The following is a 19234-nucleotide window of genomic DNA, read 5'->3' on the forward strand; positions in this document are numbered from 1 at the left end:
GCAGACCCACTCTCTTACGTTTCTTTCCCGCATCTTAGTCAGTATCGAAATTGGCAAGTTCGGAACAAGCCCGATCAATAAAGGAATCTATCTCTATTTCGGGCACGCAAATGCAACAAAGCGCTTCTGTCGAAACAACTGAAGAACGCACGAAAATATTTAAAAGCCCATCTTCCATAAGCAGTGCTTCCTGCACCTTTGCGTTTCCATTCGGATCCAGTGTTGCCGAAGCTAAACTGGCCTGCTTTCCGTTGAGCAGTTCTATCGCAGCAGCACAAAGCGCATCCAATTGCCCCCGGCTCATGGTTTTGCGCGTACTCGAACACAGAACCAAACCCGTCGAAATATCCGCGAAAGCGACGGTTTCGCAATTCGGAAAGTCCTGAAGCAAGGTGTCCAGCTGCCGCGAGATATTCATCTAAGTTCTTTGTCAGTTTTCTGAAACGTTTGTTAAGATAGTGTAAACGTAAACTGATCAAATGAAACGCGAAATGTTTCTTTGAAATTTGCATTTTTTAATTTGGAACATTCTTAGTTTCGGAATCGCGGGAAAGACAAAGATCAATATTCTCAACCGGAATCCGAAACGACATACTCAGAGCGGTTGTGATTTTCGGTTTTCATCATCCACGGCTTCATGAACGGTATCTCTGGAATGCGGTGGACCTCCACCGACGCGTGATGGTCGTCCCGGGCGCTCACCGATGTTCGAGCTCGCTATTTTGACACGGCGGGGCACAACCCAGCCGGGCTGCACGGCACCATCTGGTGCTCTTTTATCTTCATCATGCGCCGGGGTAGCTTTGTTAATCAGTGTGTCTTTCAACGCGAAATCAGAAGAGTGGTCTGAACCTCCACCAAGGGTGTTAGAAAGTTGATTGAGTATCTCGACCAACCTTTCAGAAAATGCTTCTGCGCCGCTGTTTTCCCATTTCTCACGGTCGTCCTTTGCTGCAACAGCTTCAGCCAGTGAAATTGGAAAGCACCCGGCGAACATATCTTTTGTTTCGCGATTAACGCGCTTTAGAACGCGCTGCCGATCTACTTCGTTTAATAGTTTGTCGTAACGTGTCAGCAACAAAAGGCTTTTGTTGTAAAGTTCGGGCTTCATCGACGCCCAGGTTGCGGCCTCGCTTTGGCGCCAAGCCTGCGTTGCATGGGTGCACCAGATAACGCCATCGGCGTGATCTAAAATTGGTTCCCATCTTTCGGGTGACATATTGGGATCAGAAATACCAGGCATGTCGATCAGGTCACAAAGTTCGAGCATATCGGATTTCAGGAAAATCCGGATCACCCGTGTTTCATTGGGGTCAACGATGTCAAGTTCATTCAGATCGACAGGATGGATATTTCCGTCCAAGTCTTCGAGAAAGGGGTCTTTGTCGCCATAGGCTATCCAGACCGGAGGAAGCTGCGTCGCCGTCACCTTTACCGGAAGCGGGGTAGACCCAATCAAGAGATTGGAGAGCGTGCTTTTGCCCGCACTGAATTCGCCCATGAGCGCGATTCTGGGTTTTCTTGTTTCGCTATCACCAGAAGAAGGTGCAGGAAGTGCGGCGATTGTCATTTTATGAACCCCTTTGTTCTGATCTTTACGCAGCATCCCTGGCGAGGTTTGCTATAGTATTTTTCATCGCGTTCAGTCGTCCTTCTGTTTCCGGACTGCCGAAAATTCCATCGAAATCTTCCTGGTTGCAACCACCGTGTTCTCCAAAGCCCAGCAAAGTCGATCTTTGTTCAGCTAGAAACTGCTTAAGCGTTGATGTCGCGTCATTTTGCACTGATGCCACCTGAGTGACCTTCAGGTCACGCACGATGGGGTCTGTTTCAGCCATGATCATTTCGTTGAAGTTGGCAGCATACGCTTGATACCCACGCTTGCGCTGCCACCAGTTTTTCCACCAGTTGCCTTTGATATCGAGTGCGATTGTCTGACCGATTACAATAGGCGGCGGGACACGAGAAGGAACAGGAGCTTCGATTTCAAAGTTATCCTCTAAACCGAAGGCTTGTTTGTATATCTCGCTGATGTCACGGGCGGCAGAGTCAAACAGATCTTTCGTCATTTTCTGCGTGTTGGCTCCAAATATTTGGTAAGCCGAACGTAGCAAGAGCCGTAAACCGGTTGGCTCATAGGTCCAGATTACATCTTCACCGTATTTCTCGAGATGCATAACCAGCGACGCAGTGGCGCGTTCCAGAAAGCTTTTATGAGATCTTTCCAGGCGTGAATGGTAGCTGGAAACGAGTGTTTCGAAATCAGTCTCAAGTTTTCTTAGGCTGCGGGTTTCAATTCTTTCCAGTTCCGAAAGCAAAGTCTGCTTGTCCATACAGAACGTTGGCGCGCCGTCCGGGCATGACGCCAAGCGGTGGCTCGCGGCCTCTATCCCTTTGGCGAGGTTGCTGGCACAGCGCGCAATTTTTTCAATTGCGTCTTGACCAATACCTTCTGAAATTCGTTCAGAAAGCGCTGCGTAAAGAGATGGGATGCCCGATAGTTTCCAAACCAGTTCTTGTGGAGTGTCAATTTTTTTGCTTGCGTGAAGAGTTTTTTCCGCCCAGTTCAACAACGATTGAGCACTGTCGGGTGACAGGCAGTTGAGTGTTGCTGAAAGCGCGTTACCAGCCCAGTAGGCACTGCCAAAGATGATCTGAGCATCGGCTGGCCCGTTGTGGGTGCGCAATGTTTCACGAATACTTTGTTCAATCTCGTCGATTTGCGTGGCAGGGTCTGAGAGTTCGTCGATCCGATTGACGAAGATAATGACTTCTCGTGACTTGATGTTCGAAATGAGCCGGATCAAAGCCATGTCGACTGTGGAAAGCGCCTGATGGGCAGACAAAACAACCACACATATGCGGCTGTCACGGATCGCGCGTATTGTGATTTGTTCTCGCATCATGAAAGTATCATTGACGCCGGGGGTGTCGCGTATGCAAAGTTTTAGCGGCACCTCTGCGCGTTGCATGAACAGATCGGCGGATTTCGTGATATCGGCAAAACGACCATCGGTGGAAGTCGAAGTATCGTCATCGCCAAAATCATCGCCCAGACAGACATATCTTTTGATCAGTTCCTCATCAAAACTGTCGTAGTCATGTTCTTGTCCGAGAAGAAGTTCAAATCGGCGGCCAAGCCGTGTGCGTGATTTCTCGCGCATTTCTTCGACCTGCTGCTTGACCTTTTCAAGCTCTTCGTCGGCGCCTGCTCGGCTTGCCAACTCGCCCATTCGACCGCCTTTTTCGATGAGGCGTGACCATTCATCTTGATCAAAGAATTTGAACTTCGCTCTGTTGCTCGATTTTGAGGCAGTTGGGTCAATGTGCAAAGATGTCACGACCGAGGTCCAGGGATTGACATCCGCTGGTAAAAGATTTGGGTACCCGACCATCGCATTCACGAGCGATGTTTTGCCGGATTTAACCTGTCCGACCATGGTCACGCTCGGCTCTAGCGCGTGAAGTTGCTTTTGCAGGGCGATCGCGCTTTTACGGGTGTTCGCGTCATCCATTTCGCTGAGATCACGAAGGACGGAATCCAAGTCATTGGTTTTGGCAAGAAAACCCTCTAGCCCTTCGAACCCAATCTTTAGCAGATGGACGTTCGAGGCATCGGTCGCTGCACTATGCAACGCTGAGAGACCACTCTCATCTTTCATTTTATACCTGCCCAACTCATAACTAAGCTTTCATTGTTCATGCCATGGCAACAGATTCATACTTAAGACCCAACTAGGCATAATATTCGCTACATCGTGGCGATTATGTGGCGTTTCTCCGGCGAAAATTGTCCGTGGCTACGCTGCCAATCTGAGTTCTATTTCGCGTCTGATCTGAAGCAAAATTGTTACGGCATCTTCTGCGGGTTCGACACCTTTTTCCAGTGTAAGCAGCAGCATCATTTCCGATGCTTCCATGATGTCGTTCTGAAGCGCATAACAATCTTCGCGGCTGATTTCGTGTTCGCTGAACATTTCAGTAAGTTCGTCTGCGGTCGCAGCACATTTGATCAGCAAACCTTCAAATCCTTCTGAATCTCCGTTTTCAAGTTTTTCCGTCAGGTTCGCAGCTCTCTCTTGCAAAAAGGCAAGGGCCTGTTTCAGGAGCTTTCTATCCGCGTCTTCTTTATTAGACGCTGCTTCGATTACCGGAGCAACGCCTTTACCGGGCTGGGGGACCAGTCTGGGCCCTCCTCGGTTCCCGCCAATTTCTGAAATTGCAGAAAGAGGTTTTGGGCCTCTTGCGTCGGAAAATTCCTTCGTAAACTGGGCTCCGTAGCGCAGCAGGAACAGACGTGCATTGTCAACATCGGCGCGCCGGCCTTGTTCTACGTGTTTGATTATAGCGCCCAGAACAGCCCGTCCGCCGCTGGCCGTTAATCCGGCCTCGTCCCGGGTGCCTTCTGTGTCCATGGCCTTGACGGCCTGAAGAGTGGCCACTGGCAACAAGCTGTGGAATTCATCTGCTACGATATTCTGAAGCGCTGCGATGCGCTGCGATAAGACACCGCTTCTGTGCAGCTCATCTGCTTTGGTCAGCACCATAAACCCATGGTCTTTCAGAGCGTCTGATACGTTGTTCCAAAGGGAAAGCTCCAGATCGCTGAATTCCTGTGTGCACCAAATCAGAATATCTGAATGCTCAGTTGCCCATTTAACAGCAGCTGTTTGGCTTGGCAGAGAACCGTCCGAAACCACTTCCAGCAGGCTGATTTTTTCAAGGATCGGTATTGGCGCTTCGATGAAGATGCTTTGCGCGTCGGTGACATCTGTTGGCTCAAGCGCAATGCGGTCAAAGTGATGTACGACCTGATTGTTACGCGTTATTGCAGTGCGGGGAAGTGGGCCAGCCGTAAGTTCGAGTGTTGGCAGCTTCATGCCGTCGGGAATAATTCTCATTCCAGCCAGCATGTTCAGAAGCTGCGATTTGCCACTGTTCGGTAATCCAAGTATTGCAATCCTAATGGGCGACGTCAGCTTGCTCAGCAAATTTTCACCTGTCTTACGCGCGCTTGCCGGAACGGAATCCGATTCAAGCGTTGATTTAAGACTGGTTAATATTTGTTCGTAGTTCATTGTGTTCCCTTTCGAGAGTAAGCAGCACCACGAAAAAAGAAGGTAAGTTTCAGCAAGGCACTTCTTGCCAGATCCACCAGGCTGTTTTCGTGTTGTTGGCGCTGCGCTACCACCGCGAGTTTATTTTTGTTTTTCGGAGTGCGTTCGAGCGCATTTTTGTTTTCTTCACGTACCTTGACGACAGAAAAGGCAAAATTATCCTGATCTGGGTCGCCTTGCTTTTCCAAGGATTCAAAAAGAATGCGTGTAATTTCGGCACTGCTTTTGGCCTGGTTGGCGTGTAAAATATTCGCGATCACGTCGTCGCTCAGAAATTGGAGTCCGTCGCTCGCGAGAACAAGGATATCCCCATCTGACAGAAGCAGGGCGTTTTCCGGGCAATCAATCCTGGCGATGCCACCACCACATACGACTGAAGTAAGACAGCTGCGTTCCGGATGGTACCTTCCTTCTTCTTCTGTCATCTGACCCGATCTAACCATCAGGTCAATTTGAGGTGCAAGCGAGTGATCTTCGTTTATTTGCCTCAGCCTGTTGTTCCTAAATAGAAATAAAGGAGAGTCGCCAATTGAAATCCAAAACAGTCGGCTTTTGAGAAACGTGAGGGCAAGAAGTGTTGTTCCCATCCCTTTGGTTTCTCTGTTGGCATGACAGTGGTTCTTGATGCATTCATTTGCCACCAACGCAGCCTCGCGCAGTACGCGTGGTGCGGTTTGTGCGAAAGTATCAATATTACCGCTTCGCAACTTTAGTTCACTGAAGACTTCGGTTACTGCAATTTTACTCGCTACATCACCTGCGGCATGGCCTCCCATCCCGTCAGCAAGGACGGCGACACCCAAATCCCCACCGATTGGAAAATCGGTGATCAGGGCGTCCTCCTGGTATGCACGCTTGCCTTGGCTGATAGCCGAAGCAGCGTCGAACTCGATGTTACATGATCGTAACATGGTCGTCCTCTTGGTCAGCGCTCCATTCGAAATCGGGGCCACAAAGGGCAACAAAACGAAGTGTCGTTTCGCCAATGCGAATAAGATCGCTGTTGGTCATCTCTTCGGTGCTCAAAACCGGCTGATCGTTCAGACGAACGATATTGGCTTTGCCACCATGACCTAGAAAGAACTTTCTTTGCTCTGGGTCATACGCAACCAACGCATGGTTTACCCTTGAGATGCTGGTATCGCCAAAATCGAGTTTCACGGATTGGTCTTCGCCACGACCGATCGGGGATACACCACTAAAGAGTGTAAAGCTTGATCCAAGGCCGGGACCTTCGACCACAACGATCCATCCGACCGGAAATTTCACGTCGTCGCGGGCCGTTGCGTTGCCGGCTGCGGCAGCAAGAGGATCTATTTCAGCGTCGGAAGAATGCTGAAATCCGAGCAGGCGGGTTTTGACACGACCTGAGCGGCGACCGGCACGCCCAGCGGAAGGTGCGGGCACTTCAACGGCTTGCGGTGTTGTATCAACGTCCGGAGTTTGGCTGACCACCGGGCTTTGTTCTTTTGCAACAACCGAGTGTTCCTGCATTTCAGAGTACATGCCACGAACGGCTGCCATTGCAGCTGCGTCTGTTTCAGTTTCCTGCGGTTGCTCTGGTGGGAGTTCCCGAAACGCTGAACGCAACTGGGTGTTCAGCGTCTGATCTGCGGTTTCGGAACTGTATTCAGGTCTTGCCTGTTGGCTCAGTGATGCCAACCTGTCCTCAAGACTTGTGGTTTGCATCGTTGTGGAAGGGCTGGCAGGCTGTTCGGCAGAAAGGGATACTTGGGGAGGGACTGCTGTATGGCTCTCTCCGGTAACATCCCCGAACCGGGTATCTGGCGCCAGGTCATCAGAGTTTGGCGCAAACTCGTCAGGTGATGGTTCGCTCATGTTGAGTGTTGCGTTGTCCAGGATGTTTTGATCATTGTTCTCAAGAAAACCCGACCCTTCGAACTGGGTGTTGCCTTTTTGACGCGGCTCACCCGTCTCCGGAAAAAACTGGACCATTTCACCATCTGTGATGGCGCTTTCTGGTTTGTCCTCGCGGTTTTGTCCCGGGACTATTCTTTTGAACAAGTTCATAGCTCTACCTTTCCATAATGTTTTTCTGAACCTCTTTTCGAAGCCCAGATGCGGCCCTTCAGCCCTTTACTAAGGGCGCTGAGAAACCACGGGCGTTTTTTGCTTTCGTTGGGTTTTCTTGTCTCTGCGGAGTTCTCCGTTTGCGTTTTGGAAAACGGATTTGCAGCCCTAACTTTCTTAGGCTTTGCAGGTTTGTGGTCCTTCAGCCAATCCTCGTCATCCAACCAGTCGAAGAATGGCTTTTTCTCAACGACGGGTGGCGACTTTTTGAATTTTTCTGCGTGAAGGGCTTCCTGTTTCTTCGCTTGAACGACGGCCTGATTTGTCTCTGCAACCAACTGAGAGATTGATTTTTCAACCGTTGTGTCCTTTTGCGCGCGCTCCAGCGCGGCTTCACGGCGCTTCTTCATATCTATGTGATGCAGCCATTCCTGTGCAGATTGATGGCGGTCTTTCGGGAAAACGTTAAGCGCCTTGTCCAGTGCTCCAAGAAAATCCTCGTCATACTCTTCGAGTTGCCCCAGAAGCGGCACATATGGGTCAAGTTCATCTGCAGCGATTGCAGCAAGCCGCGTCTGGCTGTTTGGTGGCGCTTCGCCTGTCAAAACATGATAGAATGTTGCTCCGAGCGCGTAGATGTCACCTGCAGGGCTTTGGTTCCCTCCGGCGATATAAAACTCTTGTGGCGAATACCCGTCTTTCACCACATGCAATGCTGATAAAACTCTGCTTGCACGGGATGCTTTTTCGCGTGCGGCGCCAAAATCGATCAGGACCGGACTGCCAGATTTTTCGAGCAATATATTATCCGGCGAGATATCTCTGTGCAGAATGCCGTGATCATGAATAAAGGCGATCGCATCGAGAAGCTTTAACAGCGTGTTGCGAAGCTGATCTGGACTTAGCTGGTGACGATCATCTTCGATAATGTCGAGCAAATCCTGACCTTCGATGAAATCGAGTGCCATATATGCTGTTTCGTTGTCTTCAAAGACCTGATGAACCCCAACGATGTTGGGATGATCCAGCTTCGCCAAACGACGCGCTTCTTGCACGAACATGCGGACAATTGATTTGTACTCTTCCTGATTGGAATTAGACCTGGCCCGGACAATGTTGTCTTGTCTTGTGCAAAGCGACCCTGGAAAGCATTCTTTGATGACAACAGTACGATCCAGGCTATCCCGTGCCAGATATGTCAGTCCAAAGCCTCCGACGTTCAGAAAGCTTTCAATGACGTACTGACCGTGCAAAAGTCGAGTTCCGGGCCGAAGCTCATCAGAGACTTCGGCCGAAGTAAGATCACCATTCATGTTGAGTGCCGAGTTCATACGTCCCTACACATTTTTGCTCAAATGACGGCAAAAAGAGCCATCGGATTTCGTGCTTGGAACTATATTCGCGTAGGACTTTGGCCAAATAATGTTCAAGTTCATAAACAATGCGACTGGATTGTGACCAATTGTCATTGCTATGGAAACTAGAGAGTGCGCTGGATTTAAGCGCCGCTCGATGCGATTTCAGGAGGTCATCTAAATAATTAATAAGCTTTAAAAACAAAGGCTTACTTTTCGTACCTGAGATACGTTACAGCGATGGATTCTATAGTCAAATTTGCAATTTTAGACACCGAACGGGTTGGTGAATTTTGCGAGTGCTCTATCGCTTTCAAAACTGTTCGGGGCACCCTGATCCTAATGCCCCTGCGGAATCACTGTTTCGCAACTGGCTCTCGAGTTTGCATTTGGCAGATTGATTTGACGCTACATTGAATGCGAACGGGAAAATCAAAAGGGGCATTGTCTTTCATCTCGACACAATCAAACGATTGATTTAATATAGCTCGAAAGCAGAGGATTGAATTTGACCCAGCCCACGTCCTCAAAACAAAAATCAGAACCAACCCGTGAGGCGTTGATTTCATCTGCGCTGCATTTGTTCGGACGGCAAGGTTTTGACGGAACATCAACGCGAGAAATTTCAGCGCGAGCAGGCGCGAATATAGCCGCCATTGCATACCACTTTGGTGGGAAAGATGGTTTGCGTCTTGCTTGCGGCAAGGCGATTGCAGCGCAAATGACCAAAGTTCTTCAGAACGGCGTGAAGACGCCATTTGCCAGCAAGGATCAGGCGATCCGGCATCTGGAAAATACAATAGAAGCGATGGCACGCTTTCTCCTGCTTGGCGCGCGGGCCGAAGATATTTTATCTTTCATGCTTCGTGAGATTAATGAGGATGGTCCGGTACTTGACGGCATATATCAAACCATGATCGAGCCCAAGCACCGCGAACTTTGTGCAGCTTGGGGGGGTGCGACAGGAACAGACCCTGAAAGCGAAGACACCCGGCTAGCTGTGTTTAGCATGATTGGTCAACTGCTCTATTTTCGCATTGGAAAGCCTGTGATTTTACGCCGAATGGAGTGGGAAACAATCCAGAGGCAAGACGCCGACCGCATTGTGCGCCTTCTGAAAAGAAATCTTCATGCCGCCTTAGCAGCGGCAAGCGAGGAATGAGATGACAGCCTTTTTGTGTTCAATCCCATTGATCAGCGCGCTTTTTACGGTTTGTTCCCCACCGTTACCTTTAGCGACTGGTTATGTGGAGGGGGAGTATGTTCTGATCGCCCCTGTCGCAACAACTCAGATCGAGACCATACATGTGCGACGAGGTGATACAGTCGCTGCCGGTCAAATCCTCGCAACAACCGAGCAGCGGGACGCAGAGATAAACCTTGCTGAAACGGTCGCGGCGCTGGCTGGCGCGGAGAGCCAATTGGCCAACCTGCTTGAAGGGCGGCGCGAGGACGAGATTCATGTGATCGAAGCATCGCTTGCTTCTGCGCGTGCTCAGGCGTCAGAAGTGGAAAAAGAAGTTGCAAGATTTGAGAGTTTGCTTGCCCGTGAAATTGTCTCGCAAGCCCAATTCGACGCCGTAGCAACCGCACGTGATGTGGCGGTGGCACGCGTTTCCGAGATGGAGGCGAATCTTGCTGTCGCGCGTCTTCCGGCAAGGCCAAATGAAATTGCCGCTGCAGAGGCCAATGTTGCGCAGGTCAGGGCGCACCGTGATGCTGCTGCCTGGCAGTTGGAGAAACGCATATTGAATGCCCCGGCCGCCGGAACAGTTTTTGAGATACTACGCACCGCCGGAGAAGTGGCCGGACCTCAAGCCCCTGTTATTTCTATGTTACCCGAAGGTGCCGTTGTTCTACGCCTTTATGTTCCAGAACCCGCAATTTCAGGAATTTCCCTTGGCGCGCGCCTTCGTGTGAATTGCGATGGCTGTAGTGATGAGGCCCGCGCGACGGTAACCTATATATCGGACAGTCCGGAGTTTACGCCGCCTGTCATCTATTCGGTCGAGAACCGACAAAAACTTGTTTACCTGATCGAAGCGCGCCCTGACACCACGGCTGATGCGTTAAAGCCAGGCCAGATTGTCGATGTTGACTATCTGGATCACGAGTAATGAATGTGCCTGAACCAGCGATTGACGTTCAGGGCTTGGTAAAACGGTTTGGCAAGAAAACTGTTGTGAATCAGGTGTCACTTACCGTTGAACAGGGAGAGATTTCAGGTTTTCTTGGACCAAATGGCTCTGGCAAAACCACGACGATACGGCTTGTGTGCGGGTTGCTCACGCCGGATGCCGGAACCGGGCGCGTTTTAGGCTATGATCTTTTGCGTGATGCCGCACGGATCAAACGCGAAGTCGGCTACATGACACAAAGGTTTTCGTTCTACGAAGATCTTTCGATCGCCGAAAACCTTAGCTTCGTTGCGGGGTTGTATCAACTTTTCCCCGCGCAAGAGCATGTGCAGAACACGCTTTCAGATTTAGGGCTTACGGTGCGCCAGCACCAATTGGCGGGAAACCTGTCGGGGGGGTGGAAACAGCGTTTGGCTCTTGCGGCCTGTATCATGCACAAGCCCAAACTTTTGTTGCTGGATGAGCCAACCGCGGGCGTGGACCCCAAAGCACGGCGCGAATTCTGGGATGAAATTCATGCGCTTGCAGAAAAAGGGCTGACCGTTCTGGTTTCGACCCACTACATGGATGAAGCAGAACGTTGCCACCGGATAAACTACATTTCTCAGGGAAGTCTGATTGCCAGCGGAACGGTGTCTGAAGTCGTGAAAAATGCAAAACTGCGCACGTTCATTTTAACGGGTACAGGAATTGCGAAAGCTGCCGAAATGCTGGCGGGCGCACCGGGTGTTGATCAGATCGCTCCATTTGGCTTGACACTTCACGTTGTTGGCCAAGATGCAAAGCTGCTGGAAAAGTCGGTCGCACAAGTCGCCAAAGAAACAAAAACAACGATGTCAGAGGCAGAGACGAGCCTGGAAGATGTCTTTATTCAGCTAATGACTGGCGATGAAGGGGGCGTTTCATGAGGCATTTTTTCTCACTCAGGCGGCTTTATGCATTGTTGGTGAAAGAGGCCATCCAGATGCGCCGCGACCGGATCACTTTTGCAATGATGCTGGGTGTGCCACTGATGCAGCTTGTCCTGTTTGGATTTGCGATCAACAGTGATCCAAAAGAGCTCCCTGCTGCGTTGGTGGCCCCGACGCAAGACCGCTACACCCGCGCTATTGTGACTGCTCTGGAGCTCACCGGGTATTACCGGTTCAACTACGTGACTGCCAGCGCACAAGAGGCCGAGAACCTGATTGCGCAAGGCGTAGTGTCATTCGTTGTGACGATCCCTTCAGATTTTGGGCGCAGAGTGGAACGGGGGGAAAGGCCGCAATTGCTGATTGAGGCGGATGCTACAGACCCGGCTGTTGCCTCTGGCGCAATCTCGACACTTGGCACGGTTGCGGCGAATGCGCTGCTGCACGAAAGGGGGGCGGAGGCAGAAGCCGCTGAACGTGCGCGCAGCCAGCTCGAAGTCGTCGTGCACCGCCGCTACAACCCCGAAGGGATAACGCAGTACAACATTGTGCCGGGGCTTTTGGGGGTGATCCTGCAGATGACCATGGTCATGATGACCTCAATGGCACTGACGCGCGAGACGGAGCGCGGAACAATGGAAAACCTGCTCGCGATGCCGGTCACACCCCTTGAGATCATGCTGGGTAAGGTTTTGCCGTATCTGGTGGTTGGTGCGGTGCAGGTCGCTGTCGTCCTGACCGCTGCCAAGCTGTTGTTCAACGTGCCATTTGTCGGAACGCTTTCGCTTATTCTGCTTGGTGTTTTTGTCTTTGTGCTTTCGCTCGTCCTTCTTGGGTACACGATTTCAACCTTGTCACGCACACAGATGCAGGCCATGCAGCTGACTTTCTTCTTTTTCCTGCCATCACTGCTGCTTTCGGGTTTTATGTTTCCTTACAGGGGGATGCCGGGATGGGCTCAGGTACTTGGAGAGTTTTTCCCGTTGACGCATTTTTTACGAATGATCCGGGGTGTCATGCTGAAGGGGGCTAATTTTGAAACGGTGCAGGCTCCGCTCGCCGCCCTTTTGCTATTCGTGTTGGCATACGCGGCGCTTGCGCTTTTACGGTTCCGGCGCACGCTAGACTGATAGGCTCAGGCAGGTTGGTTCGGTGTTTTACGGCCGGCTTTGGGCGACCAAAGGCAGGGGCCGAGCCAAATGAACAATAAACCAAATCCAACGGTCCAAAGTGTTGCAGAAACCACAAGCCCGGAAAGCCCCAGAAGATAGGCGTCAGAGGCAGCGCTGCGCATTATGCCAGCCAGGATAATCAGAATAAACCCTGCTCCCAACGCTTTGCCACTTTCTAACGAGCGCCCGGTGTGTCCCAACGTTGCACGTATCATCACGGCGGTCGTCATTCCGCCCACTGCGCCAATGCCCAGAAGGTGCAGCGCGGCGACAGTATGACCGAGCCCCAGCACCAGAAAGCCCAGTGGGATGAAGGCGTAGGCGATGTGCAGCATAAGCAACAAAAGCGACGCAGGTGTACGGTGACCTTTCCAGCGTGTTAGCCGGAAAAGATGCAGTGCGGCAGCGACATAAAGCAGGGCGCCTGTTGCGGGTGCATCTGGTAAAATAACCCAAACGACCAGTGTGATGGCACCTGCCAAAAGGCAAACCGCATCAAACCGATTGAAGGGAATGGGCAACGCGCCGGGGTTGGATTTGACCAACCAGTTTCGCGTAAAACTAGGAATGATCCTGCCACCGATCAAGGTGATCAGAAAGATCACCACAGCAAGGCCCAACCTGCGGCTGTAATCTGCGCCACCCTGTGTCAAAACTTCGAAATGAAATAGAAGATTCGCGGCCAGAAACAGCAGAATTGGAACCACAACTTTCAGGTTGCGCCAATTCTGACCGGCGATAATCTCTCTTAAAATCATCGCTCCGATTGCGGCCAGAAACGCGCAATCAATCAAGGCCACGGCTGGCGGACTCAATCCTGAAATCCCAAGCATTGCCAGTCGCCCCAGTACCCAAAGGGCAGCAAGCAAAGCAAGGGGCCAGCCCTTGATTGGCATACGGCCTGTCCAGTTGGGAATTGCGGTGAACAGAAAGCCACTGACTACAGCTGCGGTGTAACCAAACAGCATTTCGTGAATGTGCCAATCAATTGGGGAAAAAAATCCCCCAAGTTCAAATGTTCCTTGGAAAACACCGACCCAGAAGGGGATGACAAGCGAAGCAAAGACGATTGCACCTAGAAAAAAGGGCCTGAAACCATAGCTGAAAAGAACCGGGCCGCCAAAGGCTTTGGGTGCGATCTTGGCCATTTGAACTCCAAAAAAGTCTTGTTGAAACACGTTACGTGTGGTGCTTCCTGATCGCCCCAATTACTGGACCTGTCAGTTAAGGAGTTCAACCGGCGTTTTGATCATGCGACGATGCGTCATGATCCCTGCTGGGTTCGCGTTACTTTCGCCGGTTAAAAGCGCGCAGGGCAAAACCCCGCGCGCGTGTATGTGTATAAGGCCTTAGCCAGCAGCCAGCAGTTCAACAACTTCATCAGTTGTCCAGACAGCATTCGCGATGTAGCGGAAGTTGGTCAAAGCGGCGAGGTATCCATCGCCTTCGGGCAACATGGCTGCGGCGGTTGCATCTTTCACCACGGCAACCTCAAAACCCTGTTCGATCAGTTCGCGCATATGCGATTCCGTGCAAAGGTTCGCAGACATGCCAGCCAGAATAATCTGGTCTACCCCCTGTTTGCGCAGTTGCAGCGTGAGGTCATTCGATTCATTCCCGTAGACCTTATGCGGTGAAGTTACGATGGTTTTGCCGTCGTTGATGTAGGGTTTGTATTGTTCCAGCCAATCTGCACCCGATCCTTCGAAAGTATCGACATTCAGCGGGCCTTCACGATCGAACATACCGATCTTATGCATGAGCTTTTCAAGTGCACCTTCGAATTTCCACCCATGGTCTGTTGGATAGTAATAGTGAGGTGAAACGGCGACCGTCAGATCCTGTGCTTTCGCTGCCTGAAAGAGCCGCTCGATGTTGTTGACCGTGTTGTGTTTGGTAACGCTTTCACCAACAACGCCCCAGGTAACGCCATCCGGGCTTAGAAAATCATTCTGTGGATCTGTCACAACAAGTGCAGTTCTTGACAGATCAAGCTTCATGTTGCTTGGCGGCAGTGCAGGTTCTGCCGGATCTGCATATGGATCAGTCTGCGCATTTGCAGCGGTTGCACCAGCAACGGTGGCGGCTGCGGCAGCCCCTGCTACAATACCACCGCGTAGCGCATCACGCCGGCTCATGTGGCTATGGTCATCGGACATATCGATCTCCCTTTTCTATTCGATAACAGGAAAGTGGAGTATCAGGTGTGCCTTTTGGTCCGATTTTCGTGCTTTTTTGATATTTTTATGTATCAGTTCGTCCTTGAGAGCGGTATTATTGGCTATGTCATTTGAATATGTTCTCGACAGAATGGAAGTCAGCACAGAACCCTTCGCGCTGTGTGAGCTTCGGGGTGAATGCGATTTGGGGCTAGGGCGCAGGCCAACTGCAACCTTGCACTACATACTTGCCGGGCAGGGGGAAATTGTTCTGCCAGATAGCCAGCGTATTTCTGTTCAGAAAGGGTCGCTCGTGCTGGTTCCGGCGATGCATTCGCACACATTGCGAAGCTTTGGGGATGGTGGAGATCTTTTTCCCGCCTGCAGCCCGGCAAAGCTGAACCTTGCAGAGCATTTTCTTGAGGCAAAGGAACTGGATGGTAACAGCCAGCTTGTAGCGCTGTGCACGCATGTCACGGTTGGGTTGGACGGCACTGGCGATCTGATTGATCTGGTGCGCGAACCAATTGTTGAACGGGTTGGCGATAAAAGCGAGATTCAATCTTCTCTGCGCATAATTATAAACGAAATTTCGAACCCCGGCCTTGGCAGCAATGCGATGATCCGGGCCCTGCTTTTGCAATGCATGATCGAAATTTTGCGCAAACGATTGTCAGCGCAGGATCGGGCATTGGTTTGGATGGGCGCTTTGGAAGATCAAAAGGTCTGGAAGGCACTGCGTCTTATGCTGGATGCGCCTGGGGGGGCTCATTCAGTTGAAAGTCTTGCAGAGGCTGTCGGGATGAGCCGATCTACCTTTGCGAAACATTTTTCCGACGCCTACGGCAGTGGCCCGATGGAGCTTTTGCGCAATCTACGCGTTCAGCGTGCTGCAAAAATGCTCGAGGAAACGGATGTGCCCGTAAAGCGGATTGCCGAAGTTGTAGGATTTCGCAGTCGCAGCGCATTCAGCAGGATGTTTGAAGGTCTTACAGGTTTGGCCCCTCAGAACTTTCGCCAGAAAAGCCGTTCTAAGAACTAGTTGGCGGGTTTGAAAATTATTCTTGAACGATCGTTCAGGTTTGGGTACGGATATATCAAAGAGAGTGGAATCATGGTTGGTCAGAAGCAACACGACACAAATCAGTTCATTGACAAGGCGATGCACACCTTTTGGGCGCATGGATATGAGGGTACGTCGATCAACGATTTGGTGAAGACGACTGGCGTTAATCGCGGAAGCATCTACGCAAATTTTGACGGCAAGCGGGACATCTTTCTTGCGGCACTTGACCGGTACGAAAAAAACTACAGCGCCCGTTTTCTGGGTGCGCTGTCAGAAATGCCTGATCCAAAAGAGGCGATTGTCGCAGCGTTTGAGGCAGCGGCAAAATCTGATGACAAATCGGATCAGCCAGCTGGATGTCTTATCGTCAATACAGCAGTTGAATGTGCACCACATGATCCGGCTATTTCTGTCATCACGCGTGAAAGCCTTGGCAACGTTGAGACTTTTTTCAAGAAACAGCTCTGCGCTGCAAAGCAGGCAAATTGTTTCGTTGAGCAGATTGACCCGGGTGAGATGGCAAAATCACTTCTTGCATCATTTATGGGGTTGCGCGTTCTGACGCGCTCTGGTGCCCCTCAGACGACACGAGACTCAATTGTTGCACAGACGAGGGCACTGCTCGCCTAAAAAAATTTAAGCAAACTAGAACGATCATTCCAAGATGTTTGATCGGATAAATAAAGGAGAATGACATGACAGTATCTTATGTGGAACGCGATCAGGCGAATACAGAAACGCTCGCGTTTTATGACCGTTCAGAAGAGCGTTTTCAGGCGCTTCTGAACATCTTCAAGGTCTTTGGCCATCAGTCTGAATACGGGACAGCGTTCACAGACACAATTATGGCCATCCTCAAAGACAGCGCACTTGACTGGAAAACCAAGGAACTTTTGATCCTGAAAGCGACGCAGAATAACGAGTGCCAGTATTGCGTCGTCCAGCATGAGCGTGTCTCAAACATGCTGGGTATTTCAGATGAAAAGATCGCAGATCTGGAAGGTGAGAAATACAAGACAAGCGAACTTTACACCGAAGGCGAAAGGGCGTTGCTGGATTTCACCGTGCAAATTGGCAAGGACGCCAACCGCGTTTCAAAAGGTCTGTGGGATCGTCTTCACGAACATTGGACGGACGCACAAATCGTTGATGCGGCGTTTGTCATCACGACATACATCGCTGTTTCAAAATTTGGTGACGCGCTCGGAGTAGAGCTTGAACCGATGTTTGATGGCGTCGACCCAATTCTAAAAGTCGCTCACTAAATTCAGGGCGGGCAGGGACTGCCCGCCTTTACACTCCACGGGAGAATCCGATGAAAGAAGTTGAAATTTTCACAGGTCCTGGCTGCGATTACTGCGTCGCTGCAAAGCAATTGCTGGTGTCTAAGAATTTTTCGTTCAGGGAACGAGACGTCAGCATACCTGAAGTAATGCTGGAAATGCGCGACCGACTGCCCAGAGCTAAGACAATTCCGCAAATATTTATAGATGGTCAGCACGTCGGCGGGTTCGAGGATTTGCAGGAAAAGTTGCAGGCCTGACGCCCGGAATAGCAAAGCCGTACACTCGTTTTAACCCGCAAAAAAAAAATAACACCTGCCCGAGACTACGTCTCTGGTTTGGAGCAATCGTTCCTCGGGTGGAAATCTAACCGAAAGGCCGAAGTAATGAGCTTTCCAGTCCAAACCCCTGAAACAGCGCCTGAGGGTGCGAGGGGAATTCTGACGACTGCCCAGAAGAAATATGGTTTTGTACCCAATTTGCTTGGCGTCATGTCAACGGCACCTAGCCTGGTTGAGGGGTATCTTACCGTGGCGAAGATATTCGAAAGCACGTCTTTTTCACCAACGGAACGTCAGGTTGTCCTTTTAACAACAAGTTACGAAAACGAATGTGAATACTGCATGGCGGTTCACAGTACGTTTTCAGAAATGCAAAAAGTGCCGAGCGAAATTGTTCAGGCCATTCGAACAGGATCGCCCATTCAGGATCTAAAACTAGAAGCTTTACGCCGCTTCACAAGCGCGGTTGTAGCCGCGCAGGGTTGGGCGTCTCCGGACGACATTCAGGCCTTTTTCAATGCCGGATATGCGGAACAGCAAGCGCTGGAGGTTGTACTGGGTGTCGGGCTTAAAACGATCTCAAACTACACAACACATATCGCCAAAACACCGCTTGATGACGCTTTCATTGCCGCTGCTTGGACGAAGGAAGCTTAATTCAGTTAAACAAGGGAGTCGGAACATGTGCTACGTTCATGTTACGGGAGTGGGAGAGTATTTAAGGTTTCTCCTGAAAAAACGGATAGTCTACAAAGTCACAGACTCTGTCGAGGCTGTGGAAACTGAAGGTGTCCGAATGCTAAGTTGGGTTTCTGTTAAAGAGGTGCTTCCAAGCACTTGGGGGCTCGCAGATCCGATCGCCGAAAGCGATTTGAGTAAGCTCAGGAAAACTGCGGCTAACATGTAAAAGAAATTCCAGCGTAGGAAAACCTGCTCCGAATTCAATAAATAACTGAGTGGCACGCGAACGCTTGGCATTCTACCAGAGCGCCCTCACTCTATTGTTTTGAATTGAGAATATTCTCCCAGTGTCTGCTGACATCCATTTTAGCTGGGAAGTTCTTCAGATCGAACAGTTTCAAGCGAACCAGCGCGTTTTTCGAAGACTTGAAACAAGTTTCTCAACATCAATTGGATAGGAAAACATCGGCCAGTTGTTTTCTACTGCATTCTCATGCGCTTCCTGGCTTAGTGCAGCCGAACAGTTGGTCAGGGCAAACACCTCGAAACCGTATCCGTAGGCCGTGCGCATCGTGGATTCGATGCAGATGTTGCTCAGAAGACCACCAAGGATAATTTGCCTAACTCCGCGGTTTCTCAGTTCTTCGTTAAGATTTGTCGACGCAAAAGCACAGGTGGTGGATTTGCCTGCGATCACAGTGTCGTTTGCCGTATCAATTGTGTAAGCGACCTGAGCGCCCCAGGTTCCTTTGCGGAGCGCGCCGGCGTTTTTTATCGTCGCGTTGATCCCGTATGGGTTGGTTCCCATTTCCTGATAATCTGATGAAAAACTGAGTGGCAGGTGAAAGACAGGAACGTTTCTTTGTCTCGCAGATGCCAATAGTAAATTCATGCGGCCAACGATGGCACCCCCTTCAGTCATCGGTTCAACGAGCGGATAGAGTTTTCCTTCTTCCGAAAGAAATTCATTGTTGTTGTCAACAAGTACTATCGCCAGTTGGTCGATATTGATCTTGGGCACCATCGCCTTTTCCTTACAA

General features: G+C 50.6%; 19 protein-coding genes. 9 read left to right on the forward strand and 10 right to left on the reverse strand.

Annotated elements, in window-relative coordinates; translation table 11 throughout:
• Positions 1 to 34: 34 nt before the first annotated feature.
• From J4E70_RS14360 to J4E70_RS14390, 7 genes are all read right to left on the reverse strand, one after another.
• Entirely contained in the window at positions 35 to 418 is a 384-nt protein-coding gene (locus J4E70_RS14360; RefSeq protein ID WP_213890338.1) for a hypothetical protein, read from the reverse strand.
• A 177-nt stretch (positions 419 to 595) separates the two neighbouring features.
• Positions 596 to 1570 (reverse strand): dynamin family protein, encoded by a 975-nt coding sequence (locus tag J4E70_RS14365; RefSeq protein ID WP_213890339.1) that lies wholly within the window; start codon positions 1568 to 1570, stop codon positions 596 to 598.
• Positions 1571 to 1595: 25 nt separating this feature from the next.
• Positions 1596 to 3662, reverse strand: coding sequence for a dynamin family protein (locus tag J4E70_RS14370; RefSeq protein WP_213890340.1), 2067 nt, complete (start codon positions 3660 to 3662; stop codon positions 1596 to 1598).
• A 138-nt stretch (positions 3663 to 3800) separates the two neighbouring features.
• Positions 3801 to 5078 (reverse strand): hypothetical protein, encoded by a 1278-nt coding sequence (locus tag J4E70_RS14375; protein ID WP_213890341.1) that lies wholly within the window; start codon positions 5076 to 5078, stop codon positions 3801 to 3803.
• Positions 5075 to 6028 carry a PP2C family protein-serine/threonine phosphatase gene (locus J4E70_RS14380; RefSeq protein WP_213890425.1) on the reverse strand — a complete coding sequence of 318 codons (954 nt, stop codon included), beginning with the start codon at positions 6026 to 6028 and terminating at the stop codon, positions 5075 to 5077. Before J4E70_RS14380 ends, J4E70_RS14375 begins: the two co-directional genes overlap by 4 nt.
• Complete coding sequence (locus J4E70_RS14385; RefSeq protein WP_246531775.1) at positions 6012 to 7148, reverse strand: FHA domain-containing protein; 1137 nt, start codon at positions 7146 to 7148, stop codon at positions 6012 to 6014. The genes J4E70_RS14380 and J4E70_RS14385 overlap by 17 nt, the downstream gene beginning before the upstream one ends.
• Positions 7145 to 8479 (reverse strand): serine/threonine protein kinase, encoded by a 1335-nt coding sequence (locus tag J4E70_RS14390; protein ID WP_213890342.1) that lies wholly within the window; start codon positions 8477 to 8479, stop codon positions 7145 to 7147. The genes J4E70_RS14385 and J4E70_RS14390 overlap by 4 nt, the downstream gene beginning before the upstream one ends.
• A gap of 532 nt (positions 8480 to 9011) precedes the next feature.
• On the opposite strand from J4E70_RS14390, the gene J4E70_RS14395 reads away from it, so the two are divergent.
• From J4E70_RS14395 to J4E70_RS14410, 4 genes are read left to right on the forward strand one after another with little or no spacing between them, the layout of a single operon-like run.
• Entirely contained in the window at positions 9012 to 9665 is a 654-nt protein-coding gene (locus tag J4E70_RS14395; protein WP_213890343.1) for a CerR family C-terminal domain-containing protein, read from the forward strand.
• A gap of 1 nt (position 9666) precedes the next feature.
• Positions 9667 to 10620 (forward strand): HlyD family secretion protein, encoded by a 954-nt coding sequence (locus J4E70_RS14400; protein WP_213890344.1) that lies wholly within the window; start codon positions 9667 to 9669, stop codon positions 10618 to 10620.
• Positions 10620 to 11549, forward strand: a complete 930-nt coding sequence (locus tag J4E70_RS14405) for an ABC transporter ATP-binding protein (protein WP_213890345.1) — start codon at positions 10620 to 10622, stop codon at positions 11547 to 11549. Before J4E70_RS14400 ends, J4E70_RS14405 begins: the two co-directional genes overlap by 1 nt.
• Positions 11546 to 12682 (forward strand): ABC transporter permease, encoded by a 1137-nt coding sequence (locus tag J4E70_RS14410; RefSeq protein ID WP_213890346.1) that lies wholly within the window; start codon positions 11546 to 11548, stop codon positions 12680 to 12682. The genes J4E70_RS14405 and J4E70_RS14410 overlap by 4 nt, the downstream gene beginning before the upstream one ends.
• A gap of 5 nt (positions 12683 to 12687) precedes the next feature.
• On the opposite strand, the gene J4E70_RS14415 is transcribed toward J4E70_RS14410, so the two are convergent.
• Together J4E70_RS14415 and J4E70_RS14420 are read right to left on the reverse strand one after the other, a co-directional pair.
• Positions 12688 to 13872, reverse strand: a complete 1185-nt coding sequence (locus J4E70_RS14415; RefSeq protein WP_213890347.1) for an NnrS family protein — start codon at positions 13870 to 13872, stop codon at positions 12688 to 12690.
• Positions 13873 to 14073: 201 nt separating this feature from the next.
• A complete protein-coding gene (locus J4E70_RS14420; RefSeq protein WP_213890348.1) occupies positions 14074 to 14883 on the reverse strand; it encodes a cysteine hydrolase family protein in 810 nt (269 codons plus the stop codon).
• 124 nt (positions 14884 to 15007) lie between these two features.
• Between J4E70_RS14420 and J4E70_RS14425 the strand changes: the two genes are divergently transcribed.
• The 5 genes from J4E70_RS14425 to J4E70_RS14445 all read left to right on the forward strand — a co-directional run bounded on the left by J4E70_RS14425 (position 15008) and on the right by J4E70_RS14445 (position 18170).
• A complete protein-coding gene (locus J4E70_RS14425) occupies positions 15008 to 15925 on the forward strand; it encodes a helix-turn-helix domain-containing protein (protein WP_213890349.1) in 918 nt (305 codons plus the stop codon).
• A gap of 72 nt (positions 15926 to 15997) precedes the next feature.
• The gene (locus J4E70_RS14430; protein ID WP_213890350.1) at positions 15998 to 16579 is read left to right on the forward strand and encodes a TetR/AcrR family transcriptional regulator; all 582 of its coding nucleotides are present in this window, start codon (positions 15998 to 16000) and stop codon (positions 16577 to 16579) included.
• Between the two features lie 65 nt (positions 16580 to 16644).
• Positions 16645 to 17214 (forward strand): carboxymuconolactone decarboxylase family protein, encoded by a 570-nt coding sequence (locus J4E70_RS14435; protein WP_213890351.1) that lies wholly within the window; start codon positions 16645 to 16647, stop codon positions 17212 to 17214.
• A 50-nt stretch (positions 17215 to 17264) separates the two neighbouring features.
• Positions 17265 to 17492, forward strand: coding sequence for a glutaredoxin domain-containing protein (locus tag J4E70_RS14440; RefSeq protein ID WP_213890352.1), 228 nt, complete (start codon positions 17265 to 17267; stop codon positions 17490 to 17492).
• A 126-nt stretch (positions 17493 to 17618) separates the two neighbouring features.
• Complete coding sequence (locus J4E70_RS14445) at positions 17619 to 18170, forward strand: carboxymuconolactone decarboxylase family protein (protein WP_213890353.1); 552 nt, start codon at positions 17619 to 17621, stop codon at positions 18168 to 18170.
• A gap of 421 nt (positions 18171 to 18591) precedes the next feature.
• Here J4E70_RS14445 and J4E70_RS14450 read toward each other — a convergent pair whose 3' ends face one another.
• Complete coding sequence (locus tag J4E70_RS14450; RefSeq protein WP_213890354.1) at positions 18592 to 19218, reverse strand: cysteine hydrolase family protein; 627 nt, start codon at positions 19216 to 19218, stop codon at positions 18592 to 18594.
• Positions 19219 to 19234 lie beyond the last annotated feature (16 nt).

Source organism: Pseudohalocynthiibacter aestuariivivens (assembly GCF_018457175.1).
Lineage (GTDB): Bacteria > Pseudomonadota > Alphaproteobacteria > Rhodobacterales > Rhodobacteraceae > Pseudohalocynthiibacter > Pseudohalocynthiibacter aestuariivivens.